This is a genomic window from Microbulbifer sp. YPW1 (assembly GCF_013367775.1).
GTDB lineage: Bacteria > Pseudomonadota > Gammaproteobacteria > Pseudomonadales > Cellvibrionaceae > Microbulbifer.
The window spans coordinates 2,662,527-2,688,238 of record NZ_CP055157.1 but is presented as its reverse complement, the minus strand read 5'-3'; the positions used below and the strand labels follow the sequence as shown (position 1 = coordinate 2,688,238).

Genomic DNA, 25,712 nt, shown 5'->3' with positions numbered 1-25,712 from the left:
CCCAGCTAAAAGCCGGGCCTTTTTACTAGCTAACGATCAAGCTCTTAGAACTTGTAGCTTGCACCCAACTGGTACACGGCTTCGCCTTCAAAAGACCAGGCCGGGAAGCCTTCCAGAAGTGGGCCCTTCATACCGGTCTCGGTACTGGACGCATCGGCAGCACCGTACTGGATGTCGTCTTCTTCGAGGACATTGATCGCTTCGAAGGTCACATCCAGATTGTCGGTAGCATACCAGTAGAAGCTCAGGTCCAGAGAACCGAAGTCATCGTGCATACGGTTACCGTACCAGAAACCACCCTCACGGATCAGGTATTCGGAGCGGAAATTGTATGCTGCACGCGCAGAGAAGTTGTCGTTCTCCCAGTAACCTACCAGGTTGTACGCGTGCTCTGAAGCTTCAGTGAACAGCGCCAGCTGATCCATATACGCATCAGTCGGCACTTCACCATCGGTATAGGTGTAGTTAGCTGCTACACCGAAACCGTTGTCAAACGCGTGCTGGATCTGCAGCTCCAGACCCTGGATATCGGCACCACCGGAGTTTTGGAGTGTCTCGATATTCCAGCTATCGCCACCATCCGGATCTACGAGGCCGATAGACTGATCCAGAACGACACTGGAGGTTACGAAGTCGTCAATGGACTTGACGAAGTAAGTGGCAGAAACCAGGTTGCCATCGCCGTAGTAGTATTCCAGAGCGATATCTGCACTGGTCGCCTTCATCGGCAGAAGACCTTCGCTACCCTGAGTCACAGACTGGTTGAGGGCATTGCTATCGTCATAGCCGTTGTAGCTGACCAGCATGTCGTCGTAGGTCGGACGAGAAATAGTCTGGGCAGCAGACGCGCGCAGCACTACGTCTTCAGAAAGCTCGTAACGTACGGTCGCGCTGGGCAGAACGTCGCTGTAGTCAGCGCCGTAAGTGGACAGGGAGTAGCTGTAACCGTTGTTGCCGGCAATATCGCCTTCCTGAAGCGCAGAACCGTCGAGGTCGTACTGAGTGCGGCTCACGTCGCTAGAGATGTAACGCAGACCGAAGTTACCGGTCAGAGCACCAGTCTCAAAAGTGAACATACCGTAAAGAGCGGTGTTTTCTTCATTCAGGTCAGAATAACCCGCACGCTCCTCAACCCAGCTGTCCAGGCTGTCGCGAGTCGCGGCGACCATTGCGCCCAGGTTCGGCTTGGGAGCGGTAAAGCCCTGCTGACCCACCTGGAAAGTACCGTTGTAGATCTCGCTCGCAGCGACTTCTACCGGAGTGAGCTGACCAGCAAAGGAGCGACGATTGACATCATGGTCGGTCCAGCGCGCACCGGTTTTAAATGAAGTCAGGATGCCAACATTCAGATCAAACTCAACGTCCACCTGCGCGTAGGACTCCTCATCTTTCGCAGGACCGCTGCCTACTGCCCAACCTTCCGGAGACAGGGTAGAACCGTAGTCATCCAGTGTCAGACTCGGATCCATGGTCGGATTGATGACAATCTCTTTGCCAGTCGCATCGATAGAGCCTTCCCACAGAGACATGGTGTCACCAGCACGTACGCTCGGGAAGTGGGAGAAGTTGGTGGTGAAGTCGGTGCCGCCTTCTGCCTTGGTGGAACCAATGTTACCGCTTACGCGGAAACCGTCACCTTCGTATTCAGTACCGAAATCGAAAGTGTCAGAGCTCATGGAGGACAGGCGTCCCCAGGTCTGGTTGAAAGTTTCGTTACCCGGCGCACCGGCAGCCCAACCCGGCTCCAGATCACCAAACTGAGAGTTGGTGGTGGTGCTGGAAGTACACAGGCCTGCAGCGTTGGTGGTGTGACAGGTCACATTGTCACCCGCCAGAGTGAACAGGTAGAGGCTGGTGTTGGTGTTGTTTGCTTCCATATCCAGGGACATGGCGTGCAGAGTGAAAGCCAGCTCTTCAGTCGGCGCGTACTGCAGGGTTACGTCCAGCGCAGTGCGCTCTTGATCCTGCAGGAAGGTGGTCGGCGCAACGTCGCCAGACCAACGGTAGTCAGACTCGGTTCCGCGACGAACGTATTCGCGGTCTTCTTTAGCTGCAGCAACCAGGACACCGAAAGTCTCGGAATCGTTCTTCCAGCTGTACAAGCCGGAAACTTCCGGAGAGAGTTCATCGCTGATGGTTCCGACACGAGCGGTGGTACCAACCCATGCGGTGTTGGCTTCCATATCCAGCGGCTTGCGGGTGTTGACGATCACGGTACCGCCGATACCACCTTCGTTCAGGTCTGCACGGGAGGATTTATATACTTCGATGCCACCGATCAGCTCGGCAGGGAGCAGGGAGTAGTTGAAGCTGCGGTCTACAGGGACCTGGTCAAACCAGCCTGTGGAGGCAACGTTCTGACCATTCAGCTGGGTCAGAGTCATGGAGGGAGCTGCACCACGAATGGACACAGAGGCACCCTGACCAAATGCGCGACCAACAGTGATACCCGGGATACGACCCAGTGCTTCACCTACGTCGGAGTCCGGGAACTTACCAACATCTTCCGCAGACACAGCGTCGACCAGATCGGTCGAGTCACGCTTAATGTTTACGGCATCTTGCAAAGCTCCGCGAATACCGGTAACGGTAATTTCTTCCAGAGCATCCTGGGCAACTGCCAGCGGAGCCATCAGGCCACCACTCAGTACAGCTGCGCTGATCGAGAGAGCGAGTTTGTTGCGCTTAAGCATCGATTTCCCCTTCCTTTTTTATAGATATAAAGGTTTGGTTAGAAACTTTTATTCACCTTGTACCTCGAAATGATAGCGCTGTCATTCATTTTTATGATAGCGCTGTCATTCTCACGATTGACAATACACAGAATGAAATAAAAAAGCTACCTGCCGAGAAGGGAAATATCCGGCTTTTTTGTCGCATTTTGCAACAGCAACCTGTCAGTTATGACAATTGGCATAGGGCTGCTCGAAGCCCGGGTGCAAACCAGGACAAAAATGCACAGGACAAATGACTGGATAGGCCCCATATGTCAGAAGAGAAAGCTGCGGGCCGGAAGCAAAACTCCCGACGGAGCCGGGAGTTTCACTATCTAAAGAATTGAACCGCTAACGGAAAGCCCCGCGGTTATTCGATTTCCTTGATACGCATCGAACTGGTGCCGCCGCCCATATTCAGGCGCTCGCCCTGGGTGATCAGGATGCGTTCGCCCTTCTCCAGGGTTACCCGGGAGCCCAGCACCTCGATGATGGCATCGGTGAGGTGCCCCAGGGGAACAGAGGCCGGATCAAACTCGATGGGCTCGACACCGCGCAGCAATACCAGCTGGCGTGCAACACGCGGGTGGCGAGTCAGCGCGTAGATCGGCAGCTGCGACGTCGCGCGGGACATGATGCGAGGGGTGCGACCGGATTCGGTGAGCGCCGCTACCGCACTCAGGTTTTCAACCCGGACTGCAGCCTCGATCGCCGCCTGGGCAATGACGGTATCAATGGTTTCGGATGACGACCTGTCTGCTGCAGGACGGGTGGTGGTACCGAGGTACTGCTCAGCCCCCACGACGACTTCCGCCATAGACTCCACCGCGGCAACCGGGAAATCACCAGCAGCGGTTTCCGCAGACAGCATCACCGCATCGGTGCCGTCGAGCACCGCATTCGCGACATCCATTACTTCGGCGCGTGTCGGTGTCGGGTTGGTAATCATGGATTCCATCATCTGGGTCGCGGTGATCACACCGCGATTCAGGGCATTGGCGCGGTTGATCAGCTTTTTCTGAACACCCACCAGTGCGGCATCACCGATCTCTACACCCAGGTCGCCGCGGGCAACCATGATGACATCAGAGGCGAGAATAATACCGTCCATCTGCTCGTCATCATTTACTGCTTCCGCGCGCTCCACCTTGGCGACGATGGCAGCGTTGCTACCCGCTTCGCGCATGGCCTTGCGTGCGATTTCCAAATCTTCGCCACTGCGCGGGAAGCTCACCGCGAGGAAATCCACATCCAGCTCGGCGGCGAGCTTGATGTCTTCGTAATCTTTCTCCGTCAGTGCCGGAGCGGAAAGACCACCGCCCAACAGGTTGATCCCCTTGTTATTGGACAGCTTGCCGCCCTGCAACACACGGCAGAACAACTTGCTACTGGTACCGCCCGTGACTTCGAGGCGGATCTTGCCATCGTCCAGCAGCAGGATATTACCGGGCTTGCAGTCAGCAATCAGGGACGGGTAGTCCACACCTACACGCTGCTGGTTACCGCCCTCTTTCGGGCAATCCGCATCGAGGGTGAACTCGGCGTTGTTTTCGAGAAAAATGCTGCCTTCGGCGAAACGGGCAATACGGATTTTCGGGCCCTGAAGGTCGCCAAGTACAGCCACCAGCTTGTTCTGCTCGGCCGCGGCACGACGCACTTCTTCCACACGCTTGCGGTGGTCATCGGCACTACCGTGAGAAAAGTTGAGGCGTACAACGTTGACGCCTGCGCGGATAATCTCGTCAATAACACGCGGCTTGTCAGTACCCGGACCGAGTGTTGCAACAATTTTGGTATGGCGAATCATATTGGTGGTATTCGTTTTTCGATTAGATGAGAGGCGAATATTGTTTTTATGACAGTCGGCGCTGACTGCAGAAAAGCAAAGCCGGAGCGGGTATTGCACCCGCACCGGTGCGATAACATTCACGTTATCAGGCTGCTATTACAGCCTTATTTTAAACGCTGGCTTTACAGCTCGAGCGCTTTGGCCATCGCCAGACTGGTATCCAGCATACGGTGAGAGAAGCCCCACTCGTTGTCATACCACGCCATGACTTTCACCAGATTGCCATTTACACGGGTGTGGTTGGCATCGAAGTGGCTGGAAGCGGAGGTGTGGTTGAAGTCTACGGAAACCAGCGGCTGCTCGCAGAAAGACAGCACACCACCTTTTATGGTGCCTGCGGCATCGCGCATGATCGCGTTGATTTCATCAACGGTGGTTTCGCGGCTGGCGATAAACTGGCAATCCACCAGGGAAACGTTGTTCACCGGTACACGTACGGCCATGCCATCCAGCTTGCCTTTCAGCTCAGGCAGAACCAGGCCCACCGCCGCGGCAGCGCCGGTTTTGGTCGGGATCATGTTGTCAGCTGCGGCACGGGCACGGTAGATGTCCTTGTGCACAGCATCCTGGGTGTTCTGGTCATTGGTGTAGGCGTGCACGGTGGTCATGAAGCCGCGCTCGATACCGATCGCTTCGTTCAGAACCTTGGCTACAGGGGCCAGGCAGTTGGTGGTACAGGAAGCGTTGGAAACCACCTTGTGCTCTGCGGTGAGCTTGTCGTCGTTAACACCGTAAACCACGGTCAGGTCCGCGTCGCCGGACGGCGCAGAAATCAGCACCGCTTTGGCGCCAGCCTGCATGTGCTGGGAGGCCGCTTCTTTGCCGGTAAACAGGCCGGTACATTCCAGCACCAGATCCACTTCCAGCTCGCCCCAGGGCAGCGCGGCGGGGTTGCGTTCCTGGCATACCTTGACGGTGTCACCGCCGATAACCAGGTTCTCACCTTCTACAGCAACATCGGTATTGAAGCGGCCGTGTACGGTATCGAACCGGGTCAGGTGAGCGTTGGCTTCTACCGGTGCCAGATCGTTGATGGCAACCAGCTGAATGCGATCGTTGTAACCGGATTCATAGATCGCGCGCGTTACATTGCGGCCGATGCGGCCATAGCCATTGATAGCAATTCTGAGTTTCATATCGCTACACCCTCTGTGTCTTGAAAATTTATGAATTTTTATACGGGGTGCCGGGCGTGTCCCCCCCAGCACGTGCTTACTCTGTGAAAACGATTCTGCCGGGAAATTAGCCCTTCAGCAGAGTGGCCTCTTTAGCCAAGCGAGTGATTTCCGCCCAGTTTTTCTCGGCTACCAGCTTCGGTGCCGCCATCCAGGAGCCACCAACGCAGACCACGTTGGCCAGGCCCAGATAGTCTTTGGCATTCTTCGGGCCCACACCGCCGGTGGGGCAGAACTTTACTTGCGCCAGCGGGCCACCAATGGATTTCAGCATCGGTACACCGCCCGCGGCTTCCGCAGGGAAAAATTTCTGGTAGCGGTAGCCACGCTCCAGCAGGCGCATGACTTCAGAAGGGTTCGCCGCGCCGGGCAGCATGGGAACAGAAACATCGTCCGCCGCATCCAGCAGCGCTTCGGTAGCACCCGGGCTTACCATGAAGGTTGCACCGGCATCCACGGAGCGGCGCACGTCCGCCGCATTCAACACGGTGCCAGTACCGACGTGTGCGTCCGGCAGGTGTTTGGCAATTTCCTCTACCGCGGCCAGGGCCGCTTCGGTGCGCAGAGTCACCTCCAGTACGTTCAGGCCGCCTTCAACCAGTGCCTGAGCCAGCGGCAGGGCTTCGCTGACGTTATCGATAACCAGAACCGGAACGACACCGGCCTGCTCCAGTACGGGTACAAGTGACTCTTGCATCATCTACTTCCTATAGGTCTCAATTCTTTTCTTTTTAAACACGAACCCGATCGGGCTCACGGTGCCCAATACACAGTGACCGGTTTCAGCCCCTGCTTGAGAATACTGCGCACCGGCATTTCCAGCTCATCATCACCCAGCAGCGCCTGCCGGTAGACCTTGAGCTTTTCCTCGCCGGTAATCAGCAACTTGATTTCTTTTGCCTGCAGAATGGCCGCCAGAGTCAGCGTCATACGCTCGGTGTGAACACCTGTCACCGCGCTTTGCTTGGCGGTGATGGCTTTGCACAGCTTGTCCGATTTGGGGTCAAGCGCATCTGCCAGACCTTCCGCATGGGGAAAGAACGAAGCGGTATGCCCGTCGTTGCCCATCCCAAGCACACACACGTCAAACGGACGCGGCAATTCCTGATAAGCGCGCTCGCAATCGCCCTCGCCTTCTGCGGGCGTGGCTGCGGCATTTTTCATTCCCAGACACGGCGCCTTGCTGGCTTCGTTCTGCAGCAGGCTGTTGGAGATGAATGCCAGATTGCTACCAGCCTCGTCTTTCTCCACCCAGCGCTCGTCGACCAGCGCAACATTCACGTTTTGCCAAGGCAACGGGCGTCGGGAAAGCTCGCGGTATACCGGCTCCGGAGAGCTGCCGCCGCTGACCAGAAAGGTGGCCTGCCCATGCGCCTTGATACCAGCATGCAGCGCGGCGGCACATTCGTTGGCCAGCGCCAGTGTCAGGCGTTCCCGGTCTGCAAAAAACTTTTCTTCAACCATGTCTCTAAGACCCTGTTTTCGTTTTTCCGCCCGATTTCTCAGGGGTTGAACCAGTGGTGGCCATTCTCGGCCAACAGCTGATTGGAGGCCTGGGGGCCCCAGGTGCCTGCGCGGTAAAGCTGTGGCTGGTTGGCAGTCTCACGCCAGTGGTCGATGATCGGGTCGACCCAGGCCCAGGCGGCAGCAACCTCTTCGCGATGAATAAACAGCGCGGAGTTGTTGGCTGCTGCATCCAGCATCAGGCGCTTGTAGGCGTCACTTTTAAAACTGTCGTAGGTATCGGACAGTGTGAGGTTCAGCTCCACCGGCTGCAGCTCCATGGTGAGACTGTCCATTTTCTTCGCCATCAGAACCAGCTTGATGCTCTCTTCCGGCTGCAGGCGGATTACCAGGCGGTTCGGCAATACCTTGCCGGCTTCGGGCTGGTACACACTGTGGGACACGTTCTTGTACTGAATCACGATTTCCGCACAGCGCTTTTCCATACGCTTGCCAGTGCGCAGGTAGAAAGGCACACCGGTCCAGCGCCAGTTGTCGATATGCGCGCGAATCGCAACAAAGGTTTCGGTGGTGCTGTTAGGCGCCTTGAGCTCTTCCAGATAGCCCGGTACCAGCTCTTTGCCCAGGCCACCGGCGACGTACTGGCCGCGCACGATATTCTGGTCCACGTCCTGGTCAGTCAGCGGGCGCAGTGCCTCGAGCACTTTGATTTTTTCCGAGCGGATATTGCGCGCCGACATGCTGTTGGGCGATTCCATGGCGATCAGGCACAGCAACTGCAATAAATGGTTCTGCACCATATCGCGCATCGCGCCGGTGTCATCGTAGAAACCCGCGCGACCTTCAAGACCCACAGTTTCGGAAATGCTGATCTGGATATGGTCGATGGTTTTTGCATCCCAGAGATGCTCGAACAGTACGTTGCTAAAGCGCAACGCCAGCAGGTTCTGTACCGTTTCCTTACCCAGGTAGTGGTCGATGCGGAAAATACTTTCTTCGGGGAAGTACTCGGCAATCTTGCTGTTGATCTGGTCGGAAGTCTTGGCGTTGTAGCCGAGCGGCTTTTCCACCACGACACGAGAATTTTCGTGAATCAGCCCCTTGACCGACAGGTTTTCACAACAGGGTCCGAATACCGCCGGCGGAATCGCGAGGTAGAACAGGCGCGTGCGCTCGGTGTCCTTGCCGAGGATGTCCACCAGGCCATCCCACTGCTCGTCGGGCTTGGAGATATCCAATGCGACGGCGCGCAGCTGCGCGCTGAATCCTTTCCAGTTTTTATCGCTGTATTCGCCATCGCGCAGGTGGGTTTTCAGCGCCTGCTGCGCGGTTTTCAGGTAGACGTCAGCGTCTTCCTGACGACGGCATACCGGCAGGATACGGGAATCCTTGTTCAGACCGCCTTCAATATAGGCCCGGTACAGGGCCGGAATCAGTTTGCGCAGTGACAGATCTCCGCCACCACCAAAAAGTACCATGTCGAATGCGTTAGCCATTGTCTTTGCTCTCAAGCAGTTGCGCGCTCACCGCTGCCGGTAAGCGCGCTGAATTCAGTTAAAAAAGAATGCTTCCACCGGTTTCTGCGCCGCTAGCGAGCTTGCGCATATTGGTGAACAGGTCGCGCCCCATACCGGTGGCATTGGCGGACAGATCGCACTCCGCTGGCGCGCGTGCAGCCAGCTCTTCATCACTTACATGTACTTTGAGAACGCCGGCTTCCGCATCCAGCTCAATAACATCACCATCCTGGATTTTCGCCACAACGCCACCTTCCAGCGCTTCCGGAGAAAGGTGGATGGCCGCCGGCACCTTGCCGGACGCGCCGGACATACGGCCGTCGGTGACCAGCGCCACCTTGTAACCGCGGTCCTGCAATACACCGAGCGAAGGTGTCAGTTTGTGCAGCTCCGGCATGCCGTTGGCCTGGGGCCCCTGGAAGCGCACCACCGCAACAAAATCCTTCTCGAGTTCGCCAGCCTTGAAGGCATCCAGCAATGCGTCCTGACTGTCGAATACCACCGCCGGCGCTTTCACTTTCAGTTGCGGTGTTTTCAGGGCGGACACCTTGATCACACTGTTGCCGAGGTTGCCCTGCAGCAGCTGCAGGCCACCGTGGCCGGAGAAAGGATCACTCGCGGGGCGGATAATGTCCGGGTTGCCGGACTCTTCCGCAGTGGGGCGCCATACCAGGCCGTCCCGGTCTTCATTCAGGAACGGATCGTAGGTGTAGGGCTCCATACCGGAATCACCCAGCACGGTGCTGACATCGTTGTGCAGCAGGCCTGCACCCAGCAATTCGCGAATCAGGAACTGCATACCGCCGGCAGCGGCGAAGTGGTTGATATCTGCGGTGCCATTCGGATACACGTGACACAACAGCGGCACTATCTCGGAAAGCTCGGCCATGTCCTGCCAGGTAATCTGGATACCGGCGGCGCGCGCCATGGCAATCAGGTGCATGGTGTGGTTCGTCGAGCCACCGGTGGCATGCAGACCAACAATGCCATTTACAAAAGATTTTTCGCTGAGGATTTTCGCGATCGGCGTGTAATTGCTGGGCTCGGTAATCTGTACCAGCTGTTTTACCGCTTCATGGTTCAGTGCATCGCGCAGCTCGGTGCCCGGATTCACAAAAGAGCTACCGGGCAGCTGCAGCCCCATGATCTCCACCAGCATCTGGTTGCTGTTGGCAGTACCGTAGAATGTGCAGGTACCTGCACTGTGGTAGGACGCACTTTCCGCTTCAAGCAATTCTTTGCGGCCGACTTTGCCTTCGGCATACAACTGGCGAACACGTACTTTTTCCGCGTTTGCGAGACCGGTAGGCATCGGCCCTGCCGGGATGAACACCGCCGGCAGGTGGCCAAATGACAGCGCGCCGATCACCAGACCGGGTACGATTTTGTCGCAGATGCCCAGGTACATACCGCCATCGAACATGTCGTGCGACAGGGAAATGGCAGTGGCCATGGCAATAACATCGCGGGAAAACAGTGACAGTTCCATACCCGGCTGCCCCTGGGTGACGCCGTCACACATTGCGGGGACGCCACCGGCAACCTGTGCGGTAGCGCCGTTGCGCAGCGCTTCGGCCTTCAGCATTTCGGGATAGGTGCCGTAGGGCTGGTGGGCCGACAACATATCGTTGTAGGCATTGATGATTGCCAGGTTGGGACCCTGCCCGGAAGCGATCAGGTTTTTATCCTGATCACTGGACGCCGCCATGGCGTGCGCCAGGTTTCCGCAGGACAGCTTGTGGCGCGCACGACCTTTGCCTTGAGCGCGCTCTACCTGCGCCAGATAGCTGGCACGGGTCTCTTCGCTGCGGCGGATGATCCTGTCGGTCACCGCCTGTATCCGACTGTTTACCACTGTAGTGTTTGCCATTTTGCTTAACTCTTCGTTTTTTATCAGCTCGCCACAGTTTGCTACTAAGCCTGTTCTCCTGCAGGCTCTGCCACCTCGACTTCAGGCAGCTCCGTGGTCGTAACCGCGCCGTTTTTTATCCGGCGGTAGTATTGGATCAGTTGCGCTGTAGAACCGTCTTCTCCAGCCAGATCACCTGCAGCCAGTTTTGGCTCCAGCTTGCTGGCAAGACCCTTACCAAGTTCCACACCCCACTGATCAAAGGAATATATTTCCAGGATCACACCCTGAACAAAAATCTTGTGTTCGTAGAGTGCAATCAACCCTCCCAGCGCGCGGGGGGTCAACTCATTCAAGAGTATTGTGGTGCTGGGCTTTCCACCCCTGTGCACCTTGAACGGGGTCAGCCTTTTTATCTCTTCCTGCGACAGCCCCTTGGCTGCCAGCTCGCGGGCGACCGACTCGGCATCCACACCGTTCATCAGCGCCTGGCTCTGTGCGAACATATTCGCCAGCAGTATTTCGTGGTGGCCTTCGAGATCGTGCCCCGGGGTCACACTGCCGATGAAATCCGCCGGCACCACTTCCGGGCTCTGGTGCAGATACTGGTAAAAAGCATGCTGCCCGTTAATACCCGTCTGCCCCCATATTAGGGGGCCGGTGGCGTAGTCCACCTCCACCCCTGCACGGGTGGTAGATTTGCCGTTGCTCTCCATATCCGCCTGCTGCAAATAGGCTGGCAACATGTGCAGCGCCTGTTCGTAGGGCAACACTGCGTGCGCCGGGTACCCCATAAAGGTGCAGTACCAGACACTCAGCAGCCCCATGATCACCGGCGCGTTCTTTTCAAACGGCGCCTCGCGGAAGTGGCGATCCATTTCCGCGGCACCATTCAGCAGAGCGCGGAAGTTTTCGTAACCGCAGGCAATGGCGATTGGCAGTCCGATCGCCGACCACAGCGAATAGCGTCCGCCGACCCAATCCCAGAAGCGATAGGTCCGCTCTGGCAGGATCCCGAACTGCTGTGCCTTGTCCGGGCTAGAGGTCACGCCGACAAAGTGGCGCTGCAACAGCCCTTCCACAGATACATCGGGCGCTGCGCACTGCAGCCACTTGAGGGCGCTGCGCGCATTGGTCATCGTCTCGCTGGTAGTGAACGTCTTGGACGAGACGATAAAAAGCGTTGATTCGGCATCCAGGCCGGCCAGCACATCCGTGAGCTGGGCTCCATCCACATTGGATACAAAGTGCACCGCGACATCGCCCTTCCGGTAGGCACGCAGTGACTCTATGACGGTCTGGGGCCCCAGATGGGAGCCGCCGACGCCGAGATTGACCACATCGGTGATCCGTTTACCGCTGCAGCCCGTCAGGTCGCCATTATGTAGTAAAACTACAAACTCTTTCAAGCGCTGCAGCTCAGCCTCCGCCAATCCCGCGACGGATGCCCCGCCGACCTCCACTTCAGCGCCCAGCCCCCCGCGCAGCGCGGGATGTAGAACCGGCCGCCCCTCGGTGGCATTGATCGGTTTTCCGGCGAAGAAGTCGCTCCGCCACTGCGCCAATCCGGCCTCTTCCGCCAGCCGTAGCAAATTTACAAATACTGACTGGTCGAGGTGGTTTTTAGAGAAATCCAGCAGAAACTGCGGCAGCTCGACGGTGAACTCCGCGGCACGCTGTGGGTCTTCACTGAACAGATCCGCCAGCTTGCGCTGCTTCATCTGCACAGCCTGCGCCTGTAGCGCCTGCCAGATGACGGATTGGGAAATGGCGGAGTGAGAGTGTGCATCTTGCATGGTATGCCCCCTGAAAGTGGCCCCCACCGGGAGGTGGCGGGCACCGGTTATTTTTGTTTACCCGAAAGACAGCGCTTCCGCCCCAAAACCCCAAGGGCGTCAAAACAAAATGACAACGCTGTCAATTTGGCGAAAGATTCACACAGCGCCCCCGCCCTGTCAATCGGGTTTGTAGTTTTCTTTCACGGATTCGGCGGTGTCAGAGCAATAGCGGACCAACTCAAGAGAGGACCAGCCCTGTGCGACACAGATACAGCAAGCACGGAGGAAAACTCCTAAACTTGGCGGGAAACCGCGGGGAAAATCAGCTTTCGGTTGCAAAACCAGGCCTTCGCGCAGAAATGACTATAAATCCATCGTCGTGCACGCGCTAACCGGGTAAACTGCCCGGCTGGGTATGTACAAGGACCAATTCCGATAAGGGAAAACAGCCGATCATGAAGAGCACCATCAACGATGTGGCCGCAAGGGCCGGGGTGTCGATCAAGACCGTATCGCGGGTTATCAACAATGAACCGTCGGTGAGACCTGCCACGCGCAAGAAGGTGATGGATGCGGTGGAAGAACTCCACTATCAGCCGAACCTGGCCGCGCGCAACCTGGCCGGTACCCGCAGCTATACCATTGCGCTGATCTACGATAACCCCAATGCCTATTACGTGATCGATATGCAGAACGGTATCCTGGAGGCCTGCAAGGCGCGGGGCTACGAGCTGCTGATTCACCCGAGCAACTCCAAATCGGAAACCGTGCACGATGAACTGCGCGCGCTGGTGGAACACTCGAAGGTGGCCGGCGTAGTGCTTACCCCGCCATTCTCGGAAACCCAGTCGGTTATTGATGAAGTAAAACGGCTCGGCCTGGACTACGTACGTATCGTGTCCAGCGGCGCTGCGGAAGGCGACGAGGACAACTGCGTTCAGGTGGATGACACCGCCGCGGCTTACGACATCACCAAGCACCTGATCGAACACGGCCACAAGCGCATCGGGTTCCTGTGCGGTGGCGAGGAACACATCTCAACCCACGGACGCCTGGAAGGATACAAGCAGGCCCTGCAACAGGCCGGTATCGCAATCGATCCGAGCCTGATCATCCCCGGCGAATACGCGTTTGACTCCGGTGTCGAAGGGGCAAAATTACTGCTGAATACCGACAACCCGCCCACCGCCATTTTTGCCAGCAACGATGAGATGGCTGCCGGCGCGCTGTTCGCCGCGCGACTGATGCATATCGAGATCCCCGAGCAACTGTCGATTGTCGGGTTTGAGGACAGTCCCTTCTCCCGCCAGACCTGGCCCAAACTGACGACCGCACACCAGCCGAACAACGAGATCGCCAAGTGCGCCGCAGCACTGGTACTGAACAAGGCGCGCAGCAAAAGCGCCTCGGAAAGTGCAGCCGCGAACAAGGACGCGGGCATCGTGAAAAAGTTCGTTCCGGAACTGCTGGTGCGAGATTCCAGCGGCGATTCTCCCCGCTGAAAAACAGGCAAAAAAAAGCCCTCACATGGAGGGCAAAGATGACGAGAACCAAAGAGAGAAACTTCTAAGAGAAGTTCAAAAAAACAAAATCCTTTTAATACCTCTTCCTAAAACACTTTCGAAAAAACTGACTGATTGAGATGCGACGGCGGACCGACCTGAAAACCCAGGTTATTTGGTCCAGCTGCGCATCTTGTGCCCTTTCAAAGCGTAAAACAGGATGAACAGGTACGCCGGGATCGCAATGATGTAGGCGGCCTGACCGTCTCCGGTATCGGCAAAGTGGCCGTACAGGGGCGGCAGCACCGCGCCACCGGAAATACCCATAATCAGCAGCGCCGCACCCTTGGAGGTAAATTTACCCAGACCTTCCAGCGCCAGCGGCCAGATTGCCGGCCAGCACATGGCATTGGCAAAGCCCAGCAGTGCGACAAAATAAACCGCGTTGGGAATTTCCGGCAGGCCAAAGTGGGCCAGGGTTGCTGAGGACATGGCGGTGCTGTCGAGCGAACCGCTCATGACGGCAAACGTGAATGCGATACCCAGCACCGCAGAGATCAGCAGCGCGTTTTGCTGACTGATAAAGCGCGGAATAGCGAAGGTGCCCCAGAGATAACCCAGCACCATGAACACCATGGTGTAAGACGTCAGCACGGAGGCCACGGAGGTATCCAGGCCCGCCTGCTTACCCAGCAGACCGATGGCGTCGCCGGCGATGACTTCCACACCGACATAGAAAAACAGGGCAATGGAACCGAGGATCAGCTGCGGGAATTTCTTCAGTCCGGTAAGGGTAATCGCGGCATCTTCCTGCCCCTCGATCACTTCGTCTTCGATATCTGGCAGCGGGGCAAACATCATGGCCACCGCCAACACAAAGCCGAGTACCGCCATACCGATATACGGTGACACCAGCTGGCCTGCGAGCTCATCCAGCTTGGCGTCTTTCGCTGCTGCAGTCAGCGCGGACAGCTCGGCTTCGGAAATACCGCTGATGCCGGACATGACCAGCGCCGCGAATACCAGCGGAGCAACAATGCCTGCGCCCTTGTTCAAAAGGCCCATGATGCAGATCCGCACCGCGGCAGTTTCCGGGGAGCCGACTTTCACCACGTAGGGGTTGGAAGCGGTTTGCAGGATGGTCAGGCCCGAGCCCACCACAAACTGCGCCAGCAAGAAAATACCGAACATCCGGCTATAGGCAGCAGGAATGAATATCAGGGCGCCCACTGCGACCAATGCCAGGCCCAGCGCCATACCGGTTTTGTAGCCGGTACGCTCAATGATCGCGGCCATAGGCAACGCCATCACGGTATAAGCGATATAGAACGCAGAAGCCACCAGCATGGCCTGGAAACCGGTCAGGTCACAGATGGTTTGCAGAAAAGGAATCAGGGCACCGTTCAGCCAGGTAACAAAACCGAAGATAAAAAACAGCAGGCCGATAATGACCATGGGTAAAACGCTACTGCGCGTTTCACTCTGACTAATCACTGCGGTATTCATAGACTCACCTTTTATTATGGTTTTGCCTTACTGGCTTGCGGGGTGCTTCCCCGGTTATCAATTCGAGCAGGCCCTTGCACGGAGTTAAGCCGTGAAAACTTCCTGTCCGTTAATCCAGGTCTTTTGAACCTGAAGTTCGTCATCGATCAAAATCAAGTCCGCTGGCGCACCCTGCTGAATACGCCCGCCTGCGCTCCCCAGAAATTGCGCGGGATAGAGCCCCGCCATACGCAGGGCTTCGGTCAGCTCGACACCGCACCAGTCGCGGATATTGCGCACCGCACCGATCATATCCAGATGGGACCCTGCCAGCTCACCGGTGGTGGAGGTCAGCTTGTCACCATCGCGGGTGACGATACGATCAAAGAGCGGGAAGCTCATTTCATCGCTGCCCACCAGGGACATGGCATCGGTCACCAGCATAATCTTGCCGCGGGGCTTGGCCTTGAGCGCGAGGGTCATGGCCTCGGCGCTAACATGGTGTCCATCCGCAATCAGTCCGCACCAGCAACCATCGCTGATCAGTGCGGTGCCCACCATACCCGGATCCCGCGAATGCAGCGGCGACATGGCGTTGTACAGGTGGGTAAACCCGGTTGCCCCGGCGGCAACTGCCGCTGCCGCGGTCTTGCCATCGGCGTTGGAGTGCCCCAGGCATACCTTCACACCGAGATCGACCAGTTTCTGGATATCCGCTGGCGATACATTTTCCGGCGCCAGGGTGACCATTTTCAGGCCGAGGTCCTCGCGGGCGTATATCGCCAGCTCCTCGTCGCTGAGCGGACGAATAAACTTTTCTTCGTGGGTGCCTTTTTTCGGGGTACTCAGGTGCGGACCTTCAAAATGCACCCCCAGCACGCCGGGCACGCCCTCTTTCAATGCGGCACTCACTGCATCCGCAGCACGCTGCATTACATCCACCTGATCGGTGATCAGGGTGGGCATGAATCCAGTGGTTCCAAAACGCGCGTGAGCCGCGGACATCTTGCCCAGTGCATTGACGGTGGTGTCGTTGTTGAACAGCGCTCCACCGCCACCATTGACCTGCACATCGATCAGCCCCGGCGCGAGCAGTCCCTTGAGATAAACTGCGTCCGCTGCCGCTTCGCCACCGAGTGCAACGACCTTGCCGCCCTCAATGGTCAGCGCAACGTCACTGCGCAGTTGCTCGCCGTCGAATAACTGTTGTGCGATGAATGCCTGTGTCACTTGCCCGCTGCTCCCGCCGTTTGCCACTGAATTCAATCAACCAGACTCAAACGGTCTGGGTGACTTTTTTCAGGCCGGCCGGCTCATCGGGGTTGATGCCCCGGCTAACCGCAACGTGGGCCACATCGAGGTAGAAACGCTGCAACAGCGCCAGCGGCGCAACGCGCGGGTGCACCCCTTTGCTCGGCACATGCAGATTGATCAGGGTGCCGCCGCGACGGATGATGTCGGCGATCTGCTCACTGTGCGCCTTATAAGACTCATCCTCGATGGGCACATTGACCACGGTCAGTTTCTGCTCCACCAGGGTTACCGGGCCGTGCAGGAATTCCGCACTGGAGAAGGATTCTGCGTGTACGCTGCAAACTTCTTTCAGCTTCAGCGCCAGCTCGCGGGTAATGCCGTAGCCGGGGCCACGCCCCAGTACCACCAGGTTTTTCACCGCCGCCAGGTCTTCCGGGCGCAGCTGCACGTCGGACTCAATGGCGTCGGTCAGAGTCTGGGGCAGCATCTCGACACCGGCCTTCAGCTCTGCGTCCTGGGTCCAGTTGGCGACCAGCTGCAATACTGCGGACAGCGTGCACAGGTAGCTTTTGGTGGCTGCAACAGCCAGTTCCGGCCCCGCCTTCAGGGGCACAACCTGGTCGGCAATATCTTTGATTGGCGCGGTTTCATCGTTCACCAGCGCCACGGTGTAGGCACCGGCATCTTTTGCCATCTGCGCCTGGGCGAGGATGTCCGGGCTGCGGCCGGACTGGGAAATCACGATGACCAGCGCGTCCTCGAGTTTCAATTTCTTGCCGTACACACTGGATACGGACGGCGCGGCCGCAAAAGTGGGCGTACCGGTTTCAATTTCAATCAGGTACTTGGCAAATACACCGGCGTGATCCGATGAGCCGCGGCCGACGATCATCACAAAGCGCGGCGGCTTGTTGCGCAGGCGTTCGCCCAGCGCTTCCATGATCGGGGCATTGTTCTTCAATTGCTCGGCAATCCGGCTCGGGGCCTCACGGGCCTCGGTTTCCATTACTGTCATCGCCATAGAAGCATCCACCTTGTTGGCCTCAGCGGGAGTCACTGCGCTCATAAAATCTGTCCGTAAAATCCGTATGACTTTTGTGGTCTATCAACCTGTGTGTTCTAGCTAATGCGCGCGCTTATCCAAAGAGCGCTTTCGCATCCGCTTCTTCTGCTGCCCGCACTTCGCTGTCACCCAGTGCCGCCAGGGAGTGCTGGGCGAAATAGACACAGCCCAGTTCCGGCGGATCCAGCGGATCGGAAACCCGCTCCGCCACCTGCGGCTTCAGCCAGGGCTTGAGACGCGGCGCCAGGCCACCAATCATGGCCAGACGCGGCGGCTTGCTCTCCATCAGCTTCTCGGCAAGATCACTGATGTATGCGGCGCCATCGCGCATGATGGACACCGCAACCGGGCAATCTGCCTCGGCACATTCCACCACCGGTACCGCCAGCCTGGCGTACTGACTGGACGGTTTACCCGCCATCAGCTCGATCACATCGTAGGGATCTTCCGTACCCAGGGCTTTCTGCACCTCGCGCTGCAGCATGGATTCAGCGGCAAGCCCTTCCATGGCCATCAATACGTACTTCACCGCTTCCATACCCAGCCAGGCACCACTGCCCTTATCGCCGTGAGGGAAGCCGTGACCACCGACAATCTCGCTGTGACCGTTGACCCAGGAATACCCCACGGAACCGGTGCCAGCGATAATAACCGCGCCGTCGCCACCGCGGTGTGCGCCGAGACAGGCGGAGTGCTGGTCGGTCGTGAGGAACATCTGCTTGAAGGGGTGTGCCCAGGCGTTCATCTCGTTATAGAGACGGGGCATATTGACGCCAGCCAGGCCGACACCGGCCACCAGCTCGCCCAGTGTTTCTGCGGGCATACCTGCATCGGACACTGCCAGCGCGGCAGAGCGCACAATGGAGTCTATGGTCTGAGCATATCCATGAAGGGGGTTTGCGGGCCCGGAGACTCCGGTACCCAGCAGGCGATTGTCGGCATCGAAAATCGACGCGCGGCACTTACTGCCACCGCCATCAACGCCAACATAGAGAATGTCCCTGCTGTCTCTCAAAGCAACCATCTGATCCGGCCCCTAAGATTTTCTATTGTTATGTGTCCTTACCGGAATCCCCACCGCATTTCTGCGCCCCAGGGAGGTCCGGCCCGGCGCCTCGAATGGCGCCTGTGCAATATAGGAGAAATACTACAAGACAAATGACAGCGTTGTCATGCCCTTTTTCAAAAAAAATCCCCAATATCCGGCGGTTTGCCCGTCGACTTTGCGCTCAACGGCGAAAAATTCGCCAACTGGTGCGCTGCAGCCCGCAGCCTACGGTAACCGGGAACAAAAAACAAACAGCCCGGATAGCTGTCTGTCCCGGCCGCCGACACCAATCACCCACCGACCCAGTTCAAACTGATTGCAATACCTTCGTCACACTTTTCTGCGATAAAGCGCGCGCCCGCGCAAACGGAAATACACAACAGCGGAGCAAGCAACCGCAAACCGGCCAGTATCAGGAAGTATAGGGGGAAGCGATGGGACGCTGCCAAACCGTCAAGCGTATATTAATGACAATAGGGAGTGTGGCGCTGTGGCTGCTGACATCTAACACCGCCGTAGCCAATGATCACGGGGCGAAAGTGCTGTTCAGGCTGACGGGCTCGAACACCATTGGCGCAGACCTGGCACCGGCACAGGTAAAAAGTTACCTGCAATCCCAGGGTGCCACTGACATCACCCAGCGCAGCGCGGGGGAAAAACACTGGATTCACGCAAACCTCAATGGCCAGCCAGTGGTGGTGCCAATTATTGCCCTCGGCTCCAGCACCGGCTTCAAGGCTCTGGATGAAGGCACCGCGGATATTGCTATGGCCTCGCGCAAGATCAAACCCGAGGAAGTCGCCATGCTGTCCCGTTTCGGCAATCTCACCAGTCCCCAGGCAGAGCATGTCATCGGCCTGGATGCGCTGGTTGTCACCATTCACCGGGACAACCCGATCAGTCAGCTGGACATGACGCAGCTGGCAAAGATCTACCGCGGCGAAATTCGCAACTGGGCTCAACTCGGCGGCCCCGACCTGCCGATCCGCCCCCTGCACCGGGACATGGAGTCCGGCACCCGCGCCACCTTTGACGGCGAAGTATTTGGCGGTAGCCGTGCCACCCCCTCCTTTATCCATGAAGTTGCCGGCAACCACGAAACCCGCGCACTGGTGCAGCGGGATCGCGGCGCTATCGGCTATTTGCCCTACGCCGATGCGGATGGCCTGCACAAGGTGGCGATCAAGTCCGGCGATCTGGCCGCAGTGGTTCCCGACCGGGGCATCATTGCCACGGAGGATTTTCCACTCACCCGACGCCTGTATCTCTACCGCAACCCCGCGCGTTTCAATCCACATGTGGAGGGATTCATCCATCACGTGGAGTCTCGCGCCGGACAGCAGATCGTCGCCCGGATCGGCTTTATCAACCTCACACCGGTGGCACTGAAGATGGCACCCTACGCCAATGCCCCGCAGAACTATCGTGCGCTGATGGAAAAGGGCTCACGCCTGAGCATCTCTTTCCGCTTCGCAGATGGCAGTACCGAACTGGATAACCGCGCCCTGCGCGATCTGCACCGCCTGCAGGATTTTATGGCAGAAGAGCAGAACCGGGCACTCTCGCTAACTCTGGTGGGCTTCTCCGATCGCAAATCCAACAGCAACATATCCGATCTGATCTCCCGCTTTCGCGCACTCAAGGTACAGGGAGCGCTGCTGAGAGACCATGAGATGGGAGACAGCCAGATCATGGCCGTGGGTGCCTTTGCACCGCTGACGCCCAACAGCGAGCAGGCCCCCGTGAAAAACAGCCGGGTGGAAGTCTGGATTAACTGACCGGCAGACAGCGAGGTTCACGGCCAGCGGCTATATTTATCGCCATGAATCTCCACCATCGCCACACCGCCCTCACCCGCACCATCAGCGCCCTGCTGCTTGTCGCCTTATTGCTGGTTGGCGGCTGCTCCAGCGTGCGTCTGGTCTACGGGCACCTGGACTGGTGGATGGACCGCAACATCAACAAGTACCTGGATCTCGATGGCACCCAGGAAGACCTTCTCTCCCAGCGTGTGGACGAGTTTCACCGCTGGCACCGCCAGACACAGCTGCCGCGCTACGCGGACTATCTGGAAACGCTCGCCGGCAATGTCGATGATCCGGCCGCCACCACACCCGCAAAGCTGATCGAAATCGAAAAGCAGGTAGATACCTTCTGGCACAGTTCGGTAGTGATGCTGAGTGATCTGCTATTGCCACTGGTGATACAGATGAATGACAAGCAAATCGACCAGCTGGCGGAAAACGTTCGCGAAGAACGGGAGGAGTCCCTGAAAAAGTGGGAAAAATCCAAGCACAAACGGGAAAAGCAGTTCCGCAAGGAAGCGAAGCGCTGGCTCGGCGACCTGACCAGCGAGCAGGACGCCATGATCGACCACCAGCTGGACACCACCCGCTTCGACCCGAAACGCCGCGACGCCCAGCGCGAGAAATGGGCCAACGCGTTTATCAGCACGTTGCGCAGTAAACCCCAGGGTTACGAGAAACAACTCAGGGAAATGCTTATCGACCCGCAGTCACTGTGGTCGGAAGAATACCGTCAGATGCAGGAACAACTGCGCGCCCAGGCCCGGAATCTCGGCGCCGAAATACTGAAAAGCGCCACACCGCAACAGCGAGCCCACCTAAAAACTACCCTCCTCGAGTACGCCTCGGACTTCCGTATTCTCGCCGCGCAAGAGCACTGACTTAAGTCGTCGCGTAAAAACGCCAGTCGGTTTCATGCGAAACAAATTATCTGCCGGCAACCACTATTTTTACCGGGAATTGCGTTAAAAAAGCGTCAGAAAACATGACGTAATCCGCCCGTGACTGATAAGCTCCACACCGCAAGTTCAACCGCCATAATGAGGATTTTCCGTGCGTATCGATACCGCCCAACGCGAACAGCTGCAACAGTGGGAACAAGAGCTGGAGCAACAGTACCAGCGCATTTGCCAGCACAACCTGAGCCTGGATATTACCCGCGGTAAACCGGCGGCCGATCAGCTGAGCCTGTCCGACGGACTCGACGGCATTCTCAATGGTGACTACCGCGCACCCGATGGTACCGATACGCGCAACTACGGCGGCCTCGAAGGTATCGCCGCCGCTCGCGAACTGGGCGCCGATATCCTGCAGGTGCCATTTGAAGAAGTGCTCGCCGGGGGCAACAGCTCCCTGACGATGATGTATCACGCGGTACTCACTGGCTACCTGTTCGGCTTTGCCGGCAACCAGCCGTGGAAAGAAATGCGTGCGCCCAAGTTCCTGTGCCCGGTCCCCGGCTACGACCGTCACTTCTCCATCTGCGAGCAACTTGGCATTGCCATGGAAACCGTGCCGATGACCGCCACCGGTCCGGACATGGACGTGCTGGAACAGAAAATTCGCGAAGACGATCAGATCATCGGCCTGTGGTGCGTACCCAAGTTCTCCAACCCCACCGGCGTGACCTACGATGAAGACACCGTGGATCGCCTGGCGCAGCTGGGCAAAATCGCCAACCCGGGCTTCCGTATTTTCTGGGATAACGCCTATGCCATCCACGACCTGGACCACCAGGTAAAACTGCCGAACATTCGCGAAGCTGCGCTGGGCAACGACACCGCGGACTCCGTGCTGCAGTTTGCCTCCACTTCCAAGGTGACCCACGCCGGCGCCGGTGTGGCGTTCGTCAGCGCCAGCCCCGCCAACCTGGCTTCCCTGAAACAGCAGATGTCCGCCATGACCATCGGCCCGGACAAGGTGAATCAGCTGCGTCATGTGCGCCTGTTCCCGGAACTGACCCAGCTGAAGGAACATATGCAAAAGCACGCGGAAATCCTGCGTCCCAAATTCGCCTGTGTACTGGAACACCTGGACAAGAATTTTGCCGACAGCGACCTGGGTGAATGGGAAACCCCCAAGGGGGGGTATTTCGTTTCCTTCAACACCCGTCCGGACGTCGCCTCTGAAGTGGTTAGACTGTCGGCAGAGGCCGGTGTCAAGCTGACCCCTGCCGGTGCCACCTTCCCTTACGGCAAGGATCCGGAAAACACCAATATCCGCATCGCCCCCAGCTTCCCTCCGCTGGAAGAGCTGGATACTGCGATGTCGGTATTTGTGCTGTGTGTGAAGCTGGCGAGCGTGCGCAAGGCACTGCAGGCAGCCTGATTGGTCTTTTTCGAGACACAAAAAGCCCGGCAGATTGCCGGGTTTTTTTGTGTGTGCAGTTTGCGCTTTCCACCTGAGCGGAAACCGAGACGGGTACCTCAGTCGATCAGACCATATCCGTCGCGCAGTACCTGAATGATTTCCGCTTTCGGGTTGTCCGGGATTTCCAGTTTCTCACCGATGATCTTTTCTGCAATTCCCACGTAGGTGGCAGACACATCCATCAACATGGATTCCGGCAGTTCGTTGTCGCGAGCCAGTGCTTCGCGCTCGTCCATACGGTCCTTGTTCAGCAGGATATCCGGATCCGGGAAATGGTTCAGCAACGCCTGGCGGAATCCCTCTTTGGAGTTTTCCACCACTTTGCCATTGCGGTACTGCTCACCATCCCAGATACGGGAGGAATCCGGGGTGCCCACTTCGTCCATGTAGATCAGTTTGTCCACACCTTGCGCATCGGTGACATAACCGAATTCGAACTTGGTATCGACAAACACCTGATCCAGTTTTTCCAGCTCTGCGGAAATAACGTCGAAGCCCTCTTTCAGCAATTGCTCATAGCGGGCGATGTCGTCGGCACTGCGGAAATTGAATACCGCGAAGTTTTCCTCGATATTCTTGCGGGTGATATTCACGTCATCCGCTTCCGGCACACCGGGAATGCCTTTGAGAATCCCCTTGGTAGACGGGGTAATCAGCAACTCCGGCAGTTTCTGATCCTTGTTCAGACCATCGGGAATCTGGATTCCGCAAAACTCGCGCTCGCCCTTGCTGTAGGCGCGCCACATGGAGCCGGTGATGTACTGACGGGCGATGGCCTCGATCATTACCGGACGCGCCTTCTGTACAATCCAAACGGCGGGGTGCGGGATATCCAGGATATGGCTGTCTGCCAGCCCCTGCTCCTTGAACAGGCGGAACCAGTGGTTGGCAATGGCATTGAGTGCCGCGCCCTTGCCGGGAACGCCGCGCAAATTGCCTTCACCTTTCCAGATACAGTCGAACGCGGAGATGCGGTCGGAGATCACCATTACCGCCAGTGGCGCATCGGCGGCAACCGGGTAACCCTTCTCTTCGATAAGGCGACGGCTGTCGGCTTCGGTCAGCCAGTAGACGGAGCGGACTTTTCCACTGTGCACAGGCTTGTCTGTGCGGATCGGCAGGTCGTTGTTAACGGCCAATACTTTATCGGCAAGGCTCATGGACTTTCCTAATTGGTTAACCAAGGGGCGGCCCCCGGGATCAGGCGGCGAACTCTAGCAAATACCGGCGCTGCGAGACAGAGCCCGCAATCGCCGGCAAAAGGGCTACTCGCTGGGCTCCGAAGGCAGCTGTTCCGCGGCCTGCCTGGCCTGCCACTCGGCCTGGTGCTCACTGGTGGGCCAGGCGTTCAGAATTGCCTTGGCCAGGGTTGCCAGCGGGATCGCGAAAAACACCCCCCAGAACCCCCAGATGCCGCCAAACACCAGCACCGCCATAATAATCGCCACCGGGTGCAGGTTGACCGCCTCCGAAAACAGAACCGGCACCAGCACATTGCCATCCAGCAACTGGATCATGCCGTAGGCAAACATCAGCCAGAAAAACTCGCCGCTCCAGCCCCACTGGAAAAGACCAATGGCGGCCACCGGAATGGTTACCACTGCGGCCCCGATATAGGGAATCAGCACCGACAGCCCCACCGCAACGGCCAACAGCAGTGCGTAGTTGACCCCAAGCAGCAGGAATGCAACGTAGCTGACCAAAGCCACGATAGCGATCTCGATCACCTTGCCGCGCACGTAGTTGGCTACCTGGTCATTCATCTCGTACCAGATCTGGCGCAGCATGGGGCGCTGATTGGGGAGAAACGACGCGCACCAGGCCAGCAGCTTGTTGGAGTCTTTGAGGAAAAAGAACACCAGAATGGGTACCACCACCAGATAGATCAGTACCGCGGCGAGCACCGGCAAGTTGGCCAGGGAAAACGTGAGCACCGTCTGCCCCAGTGTTCCCAGCTCGCTGCCGAGGGTAGTAAAGATTTCGTCGATCTGCTGGGCGGTCACCAGCCGCGGGTACTGCTCCGGCAGCAACAGCAACAGATCCTGGCCACGGTCGATCATGTTCGGCAGCTCGGAGAACAGACGCACGGTCTGGCGCGAAATGACCGGCATCACCACGAACAGCAAGCCGACAATGGTTCCCACCAGCACCAGGCAGGCAATGGATACCGCCAGCCAGTGCGGCACTTTCCACGACTGCAACCTCTGCACCATCCCCTGCATCAGGAAGGCGATCACCAGCGCCGCCAGCACGGGGGCGAGTACGCCTCCCAGTGTCGCCAGCACAATCATGGCGGCCAGCAATAGCAGTACCAGCAGTACCACTTCTTCCTGGCTGAAATAGCGATTTATCCAACCCCTAATAATCGCAAGCATAAATACTGATCTCTCGAGACTTTTGCTTTGCCGACGGCTCTGCCGGTCGTCTTGACGGTGTGTTTATGGTTTTCTTATCCCACCGGCTACACATTGCAGCCAGTAGTGGAACTCCCCTTCCCGGGTCTCTGCCCGCAGCAAAGGTACACCACTGAGCGTACAAAAGCTGCGAACATCCCGCTGGGATGACGGATCGGTGGCCACCAGATGGAGCAGTGCACCTGGCGCCAGCTGCTTCAGGGCTCGACGCATTGCCAGCAGGGGCTGTGGGCAGGGCAGGCCCCGGGCATCTACCCTATAGGCAGCCTCCCAATCTAATTCGGGGGAATCTGTGGCTTTGTTTGGCGTATCGGTCATAAAACTGCGGTAAAGAACCGTTAATGCCGCGAATTATAACGGCGCACTCCGGTCAATGGGTCATATCAATAGAACCTTTTCCCGCGAAGCTGATCAAAACCTCGACA

At 57.7% G+C, this 25,712-nt stretch carries 19 protein-coding genes; 4 read left to right on the top strand and 15 right to left on the bottom strand.

What is annotated here, in order from left to right; genetic code table 11:
- Positions 1–44: 44 nt before the first annotated feature.
- The 8 genes from HUW35_RS11040 to pgi all read right to left on the bottom strand — a co-directional run bounded on the left by HUW35_RS11040 (position 45) and on the right by pgi (position 12,364).
- Positions 45–2,693: a TonB-dependent receptor gene (locus HUW35_RS11040; protein WP_181252390.1), complete on the bottom strand. Its 2,649-nt coding sequence runs from the start codon at positions 2,691–2,693 to the stop codon at positions 45–47.
- A gap of 391 nt (positions 2,694–3,084) precedes the next feature.
- A complete protein-coding gene (gene pyk / locus HUW35_RS11035) occupies positions 3,085–4,521 on the bottom strand; it encodes a pyruvate kinase (protein WP_181252389.1) in 1,437 nt (478 codons plus the stop codon).
- 164 nt (positions 4,522–4,685) lie between these two features.
- Complete coding sequence (gene gap / locus HUW35_RS11030) at positions 4,686–5,699, bottom strand: type I glyceraldehyde-3-phosphate dehydrogenase (protein ID WP_078084519.1); 1,014 nt, start codon at positions 5,697–5,699, stop codon at positions 4,686–4,688.
- Positions 5,700–5,805: 106 nt separating this feature from the next.
- Positions 5,806–6,435 (bottom strand): bifunctional 4-hydroxy-2-oxoglutarate aldolase/2-dehydro-3-deoxy-phosphogluconate aldolase, encoded by a 630-nt coding sequence (locus tag HUW35_RS11025; RefSeq protein ID WP_181252388.1) that lies wholly within the window; start codon positions 6,433–6,435, stop codon positions 5,806–5,808.
- A 56-nt stretch (positions 6,436–6,491) separates the two neighbouring features.
- A complete protein-coding gene (gene pgl, locus HUW35_RS11020) occupies positions 6,492–7,202 on the bottom strand; it encodes a 6-phosphogluconolactonase (RefSeq protein WP_181252387.1) in 711 nt (236 codons plus the stop codon).
- Positions 7,203–7,240: 38 nt separating this feature from the next.
- Positions 7,241–8,698: a glucose-6-phosphate dehydrogenase gene (gene zwf / locus HUW35_RS11015; RefSeq protein ID WP_181252386.1), complete on the bottom strand. Its 1,458-nt coding sequence runs from the start codon at positions 8,696–8,698 to the stop codon at positions 7,241–7,243.
- A 58-nt stretch (positions 8,699–8,756) separates the two neighbouring features.
- Positions 8,757–10,589: a phosphogluconate dehydratase gene (gene edd / locus HUW35_RS11010; protein ID WP_181252385.1), complete on the bottom strand. Its 1,833-nt coding sequence runs from the start codon at positions 10,587–10,589 to the stop codon at positions 8,757–8,759.
- A 44-nt stretch (positions 10,590–10,633) separates the two neighbouring features.
- Entirely contained in the window at positions 10,634–12,364 is a 1,731-nt protein-coding gene (pgi, locus tag HUW35_RS11005; RefSeq protein WP_181252384.1) for a glucose-6-phosphate isomerase, read from the bottom strand.
- A 437-nt stretch (positions 12,365–12,801) separates the two neighbouring features.
- On the opposite strand from pgi, the gene HUW35_RS11000 reads away from it, so the two are divergent.
- Positions 12,802–13,848: a LacI family DNA-binding transcriptional regulator gene (locus tag HUW35_RS11000; protein ID WP_078084513.1), complete on the top strand. Its 1,047-nt coding sequence runs from the start codon at positions 12,802–12,804 to the stop codon at positions 13,846–13,848.
- A gap of 171 nt (positions 13,849–14,019) precedes the next feature.
- Here the strand turns inward: HUW35_RS11000 and HUW35_RS10995 are convergent, their stop codons facing one another.
- The 4 genes from HUW35_RS10995 to nagK all read right to left on the bottom strand — a co-directional run bounded on the left by HUW35_RS10995 (position 14,020) and on the right by nagK (position 18,674).
- Positions 14,020–15,354, bottom strand: a complete 1,335-nt coding sequence (locus HUW35_RS10995; protein WP_181252383.1) for a sugar MFS transporter — start codon at positions 15,352–15,354, stop codon at positions 14,020–14,022.
- Between the two features lie 84 nt (positions 15,355–15,438).
- Positions 15,439–16,563: an N-acetylglucosamine-6-phosphate deacetylase gene (gene nagA, locus HUW35_RS10990; RefSeq protein WP_181252382.1), complete on the bottom strand. Its 1,125-nt coding sequence runs from the start codon at positions 16,561–16,563 to the stop codon at positions 15,439–15,441.
- 46 nt (positions 16,564–16,609) lie between these two features.
- Positions 16,610–17,653, bottom strand: a complete 1,044-nt coding sequence (gene nagB-II, locus HUW35_RS10985; RefSeq protein ID WP_255463238.1) for a glucosamine-6-phosphate deaminase NagB-II — start codon at positions 17,651–17,653, stop codon at positions 16,610–16,612.
- A gap of 70 nt (positions 17,654–17,723) precedes the next feature.
- Complete coding sequence (gene nagK / locus HUW35_RS10980) at positions 17,724–18,674, bottom strand: N-acetylglucosamine kinase (protein ID WP_181252381.1); 951 nt, start codon at positions 18,672–18,674, stop codon at positions 17,724–17,726.
- 491 nt (positions 18,675–19,165) lie between these two features.
- Here nagK and HUW35_RS10975 point away from each other — a divergent pair, with 491 nt between their 5' ends.
- The 3 genes from HUW35_RS10975 (at position 19,166) to HUW35_RS10965 (ending at position 22,831) form a co-directional block, all read left to right on the top strand.
- Positions 19,166–20,476: a substrate-binding domain-containing protein gene (locus HUW35_RS10975; RefSeq protein ID WP_181252380.1), complete on the top strand. Its 1,311-nt coding sequence runs from the start codon at positions 19,166–19,168 to the stop codon at positions 20,474–20,476.
- A 44-nt stretch (positions 20,477–20,520) separates the two neighbouring features.
- Positions 20,521–21,384, top strand: coding sequence for a DUF6279 family lipoprotein (locus HUW35_RS10970; RefSeq protein WP_181252379.1), 864 nt, complete (start codon positions 20,521–20,523; stop codon positions 21,382–21,384).
- Between the two features lie 172 nt (positions 21,385–21,556).
- The gene (locus HUW35_RS10965; protein WP_181252378.1) at positions 21,557–22,831 is read left to right on the top strand and encodes an aminotransferase class I/II-fold pyridoxal phosphate-dependent enzyme; all 1,275 of its coding nucleotides are present in this window, start codon (positions 21,557–21,559) and stop codon (positions 22,829–22,831) included.
- Positions 22,832–22,929: 98 nt separating this feature from the next.
- Here the strand turns inward: HUW35_RS10965 and HUW35_RS10960 are convergent, their stop codons facing one another.
- The 3 genes from HUW35_RS10960 to HUW35_RS10950 all read right to left on the bottom strand — a co-directional run bounded on the left by HUW35_RS10960 (position 22,930) and on the right by HUW35_RS10950 (position 25,605).
- On the bottom strand, positions 22,930–24,033 hold the full coding sequence (locus HUW35_RS10960) for a phosphoribosylaminoimidazolesuccinocarboxamide synthase (RefSeq protein WP_181252377.1): 1,104 nt from the start codon (positions 24,031–24,033) through the stop codon (positions 22,930–22,932).
- Positions 24,034–24,138: 105 nt separating this feature from the next.
- Positions 24,139–25,248 (bottom strand): AI-2E family transporter, encoded by a 1,110-nt coding sequence (locus tag HUW35_RS10955; protein ID WP_181252376.1) that lies wholly within the window; start codon positions 25,246–25,248, stop codon positions 24,139–24,141.
- A gap of 63 nt (positions 25,249–25,311) precedes the next feature.
- Positions 25,312–25,605, bottom strand: coding sequence for a sulfurtransferase TusA family protein (locus tag HUW35_RS10950; RefSeq protein WP_181252375.1), 294 nt, complete (start codon positions 25,603–25,605; stop codon positions 25,312–25,314).
- Positions 25,606–25,712 lie beyond the last annotated feature (107 nt).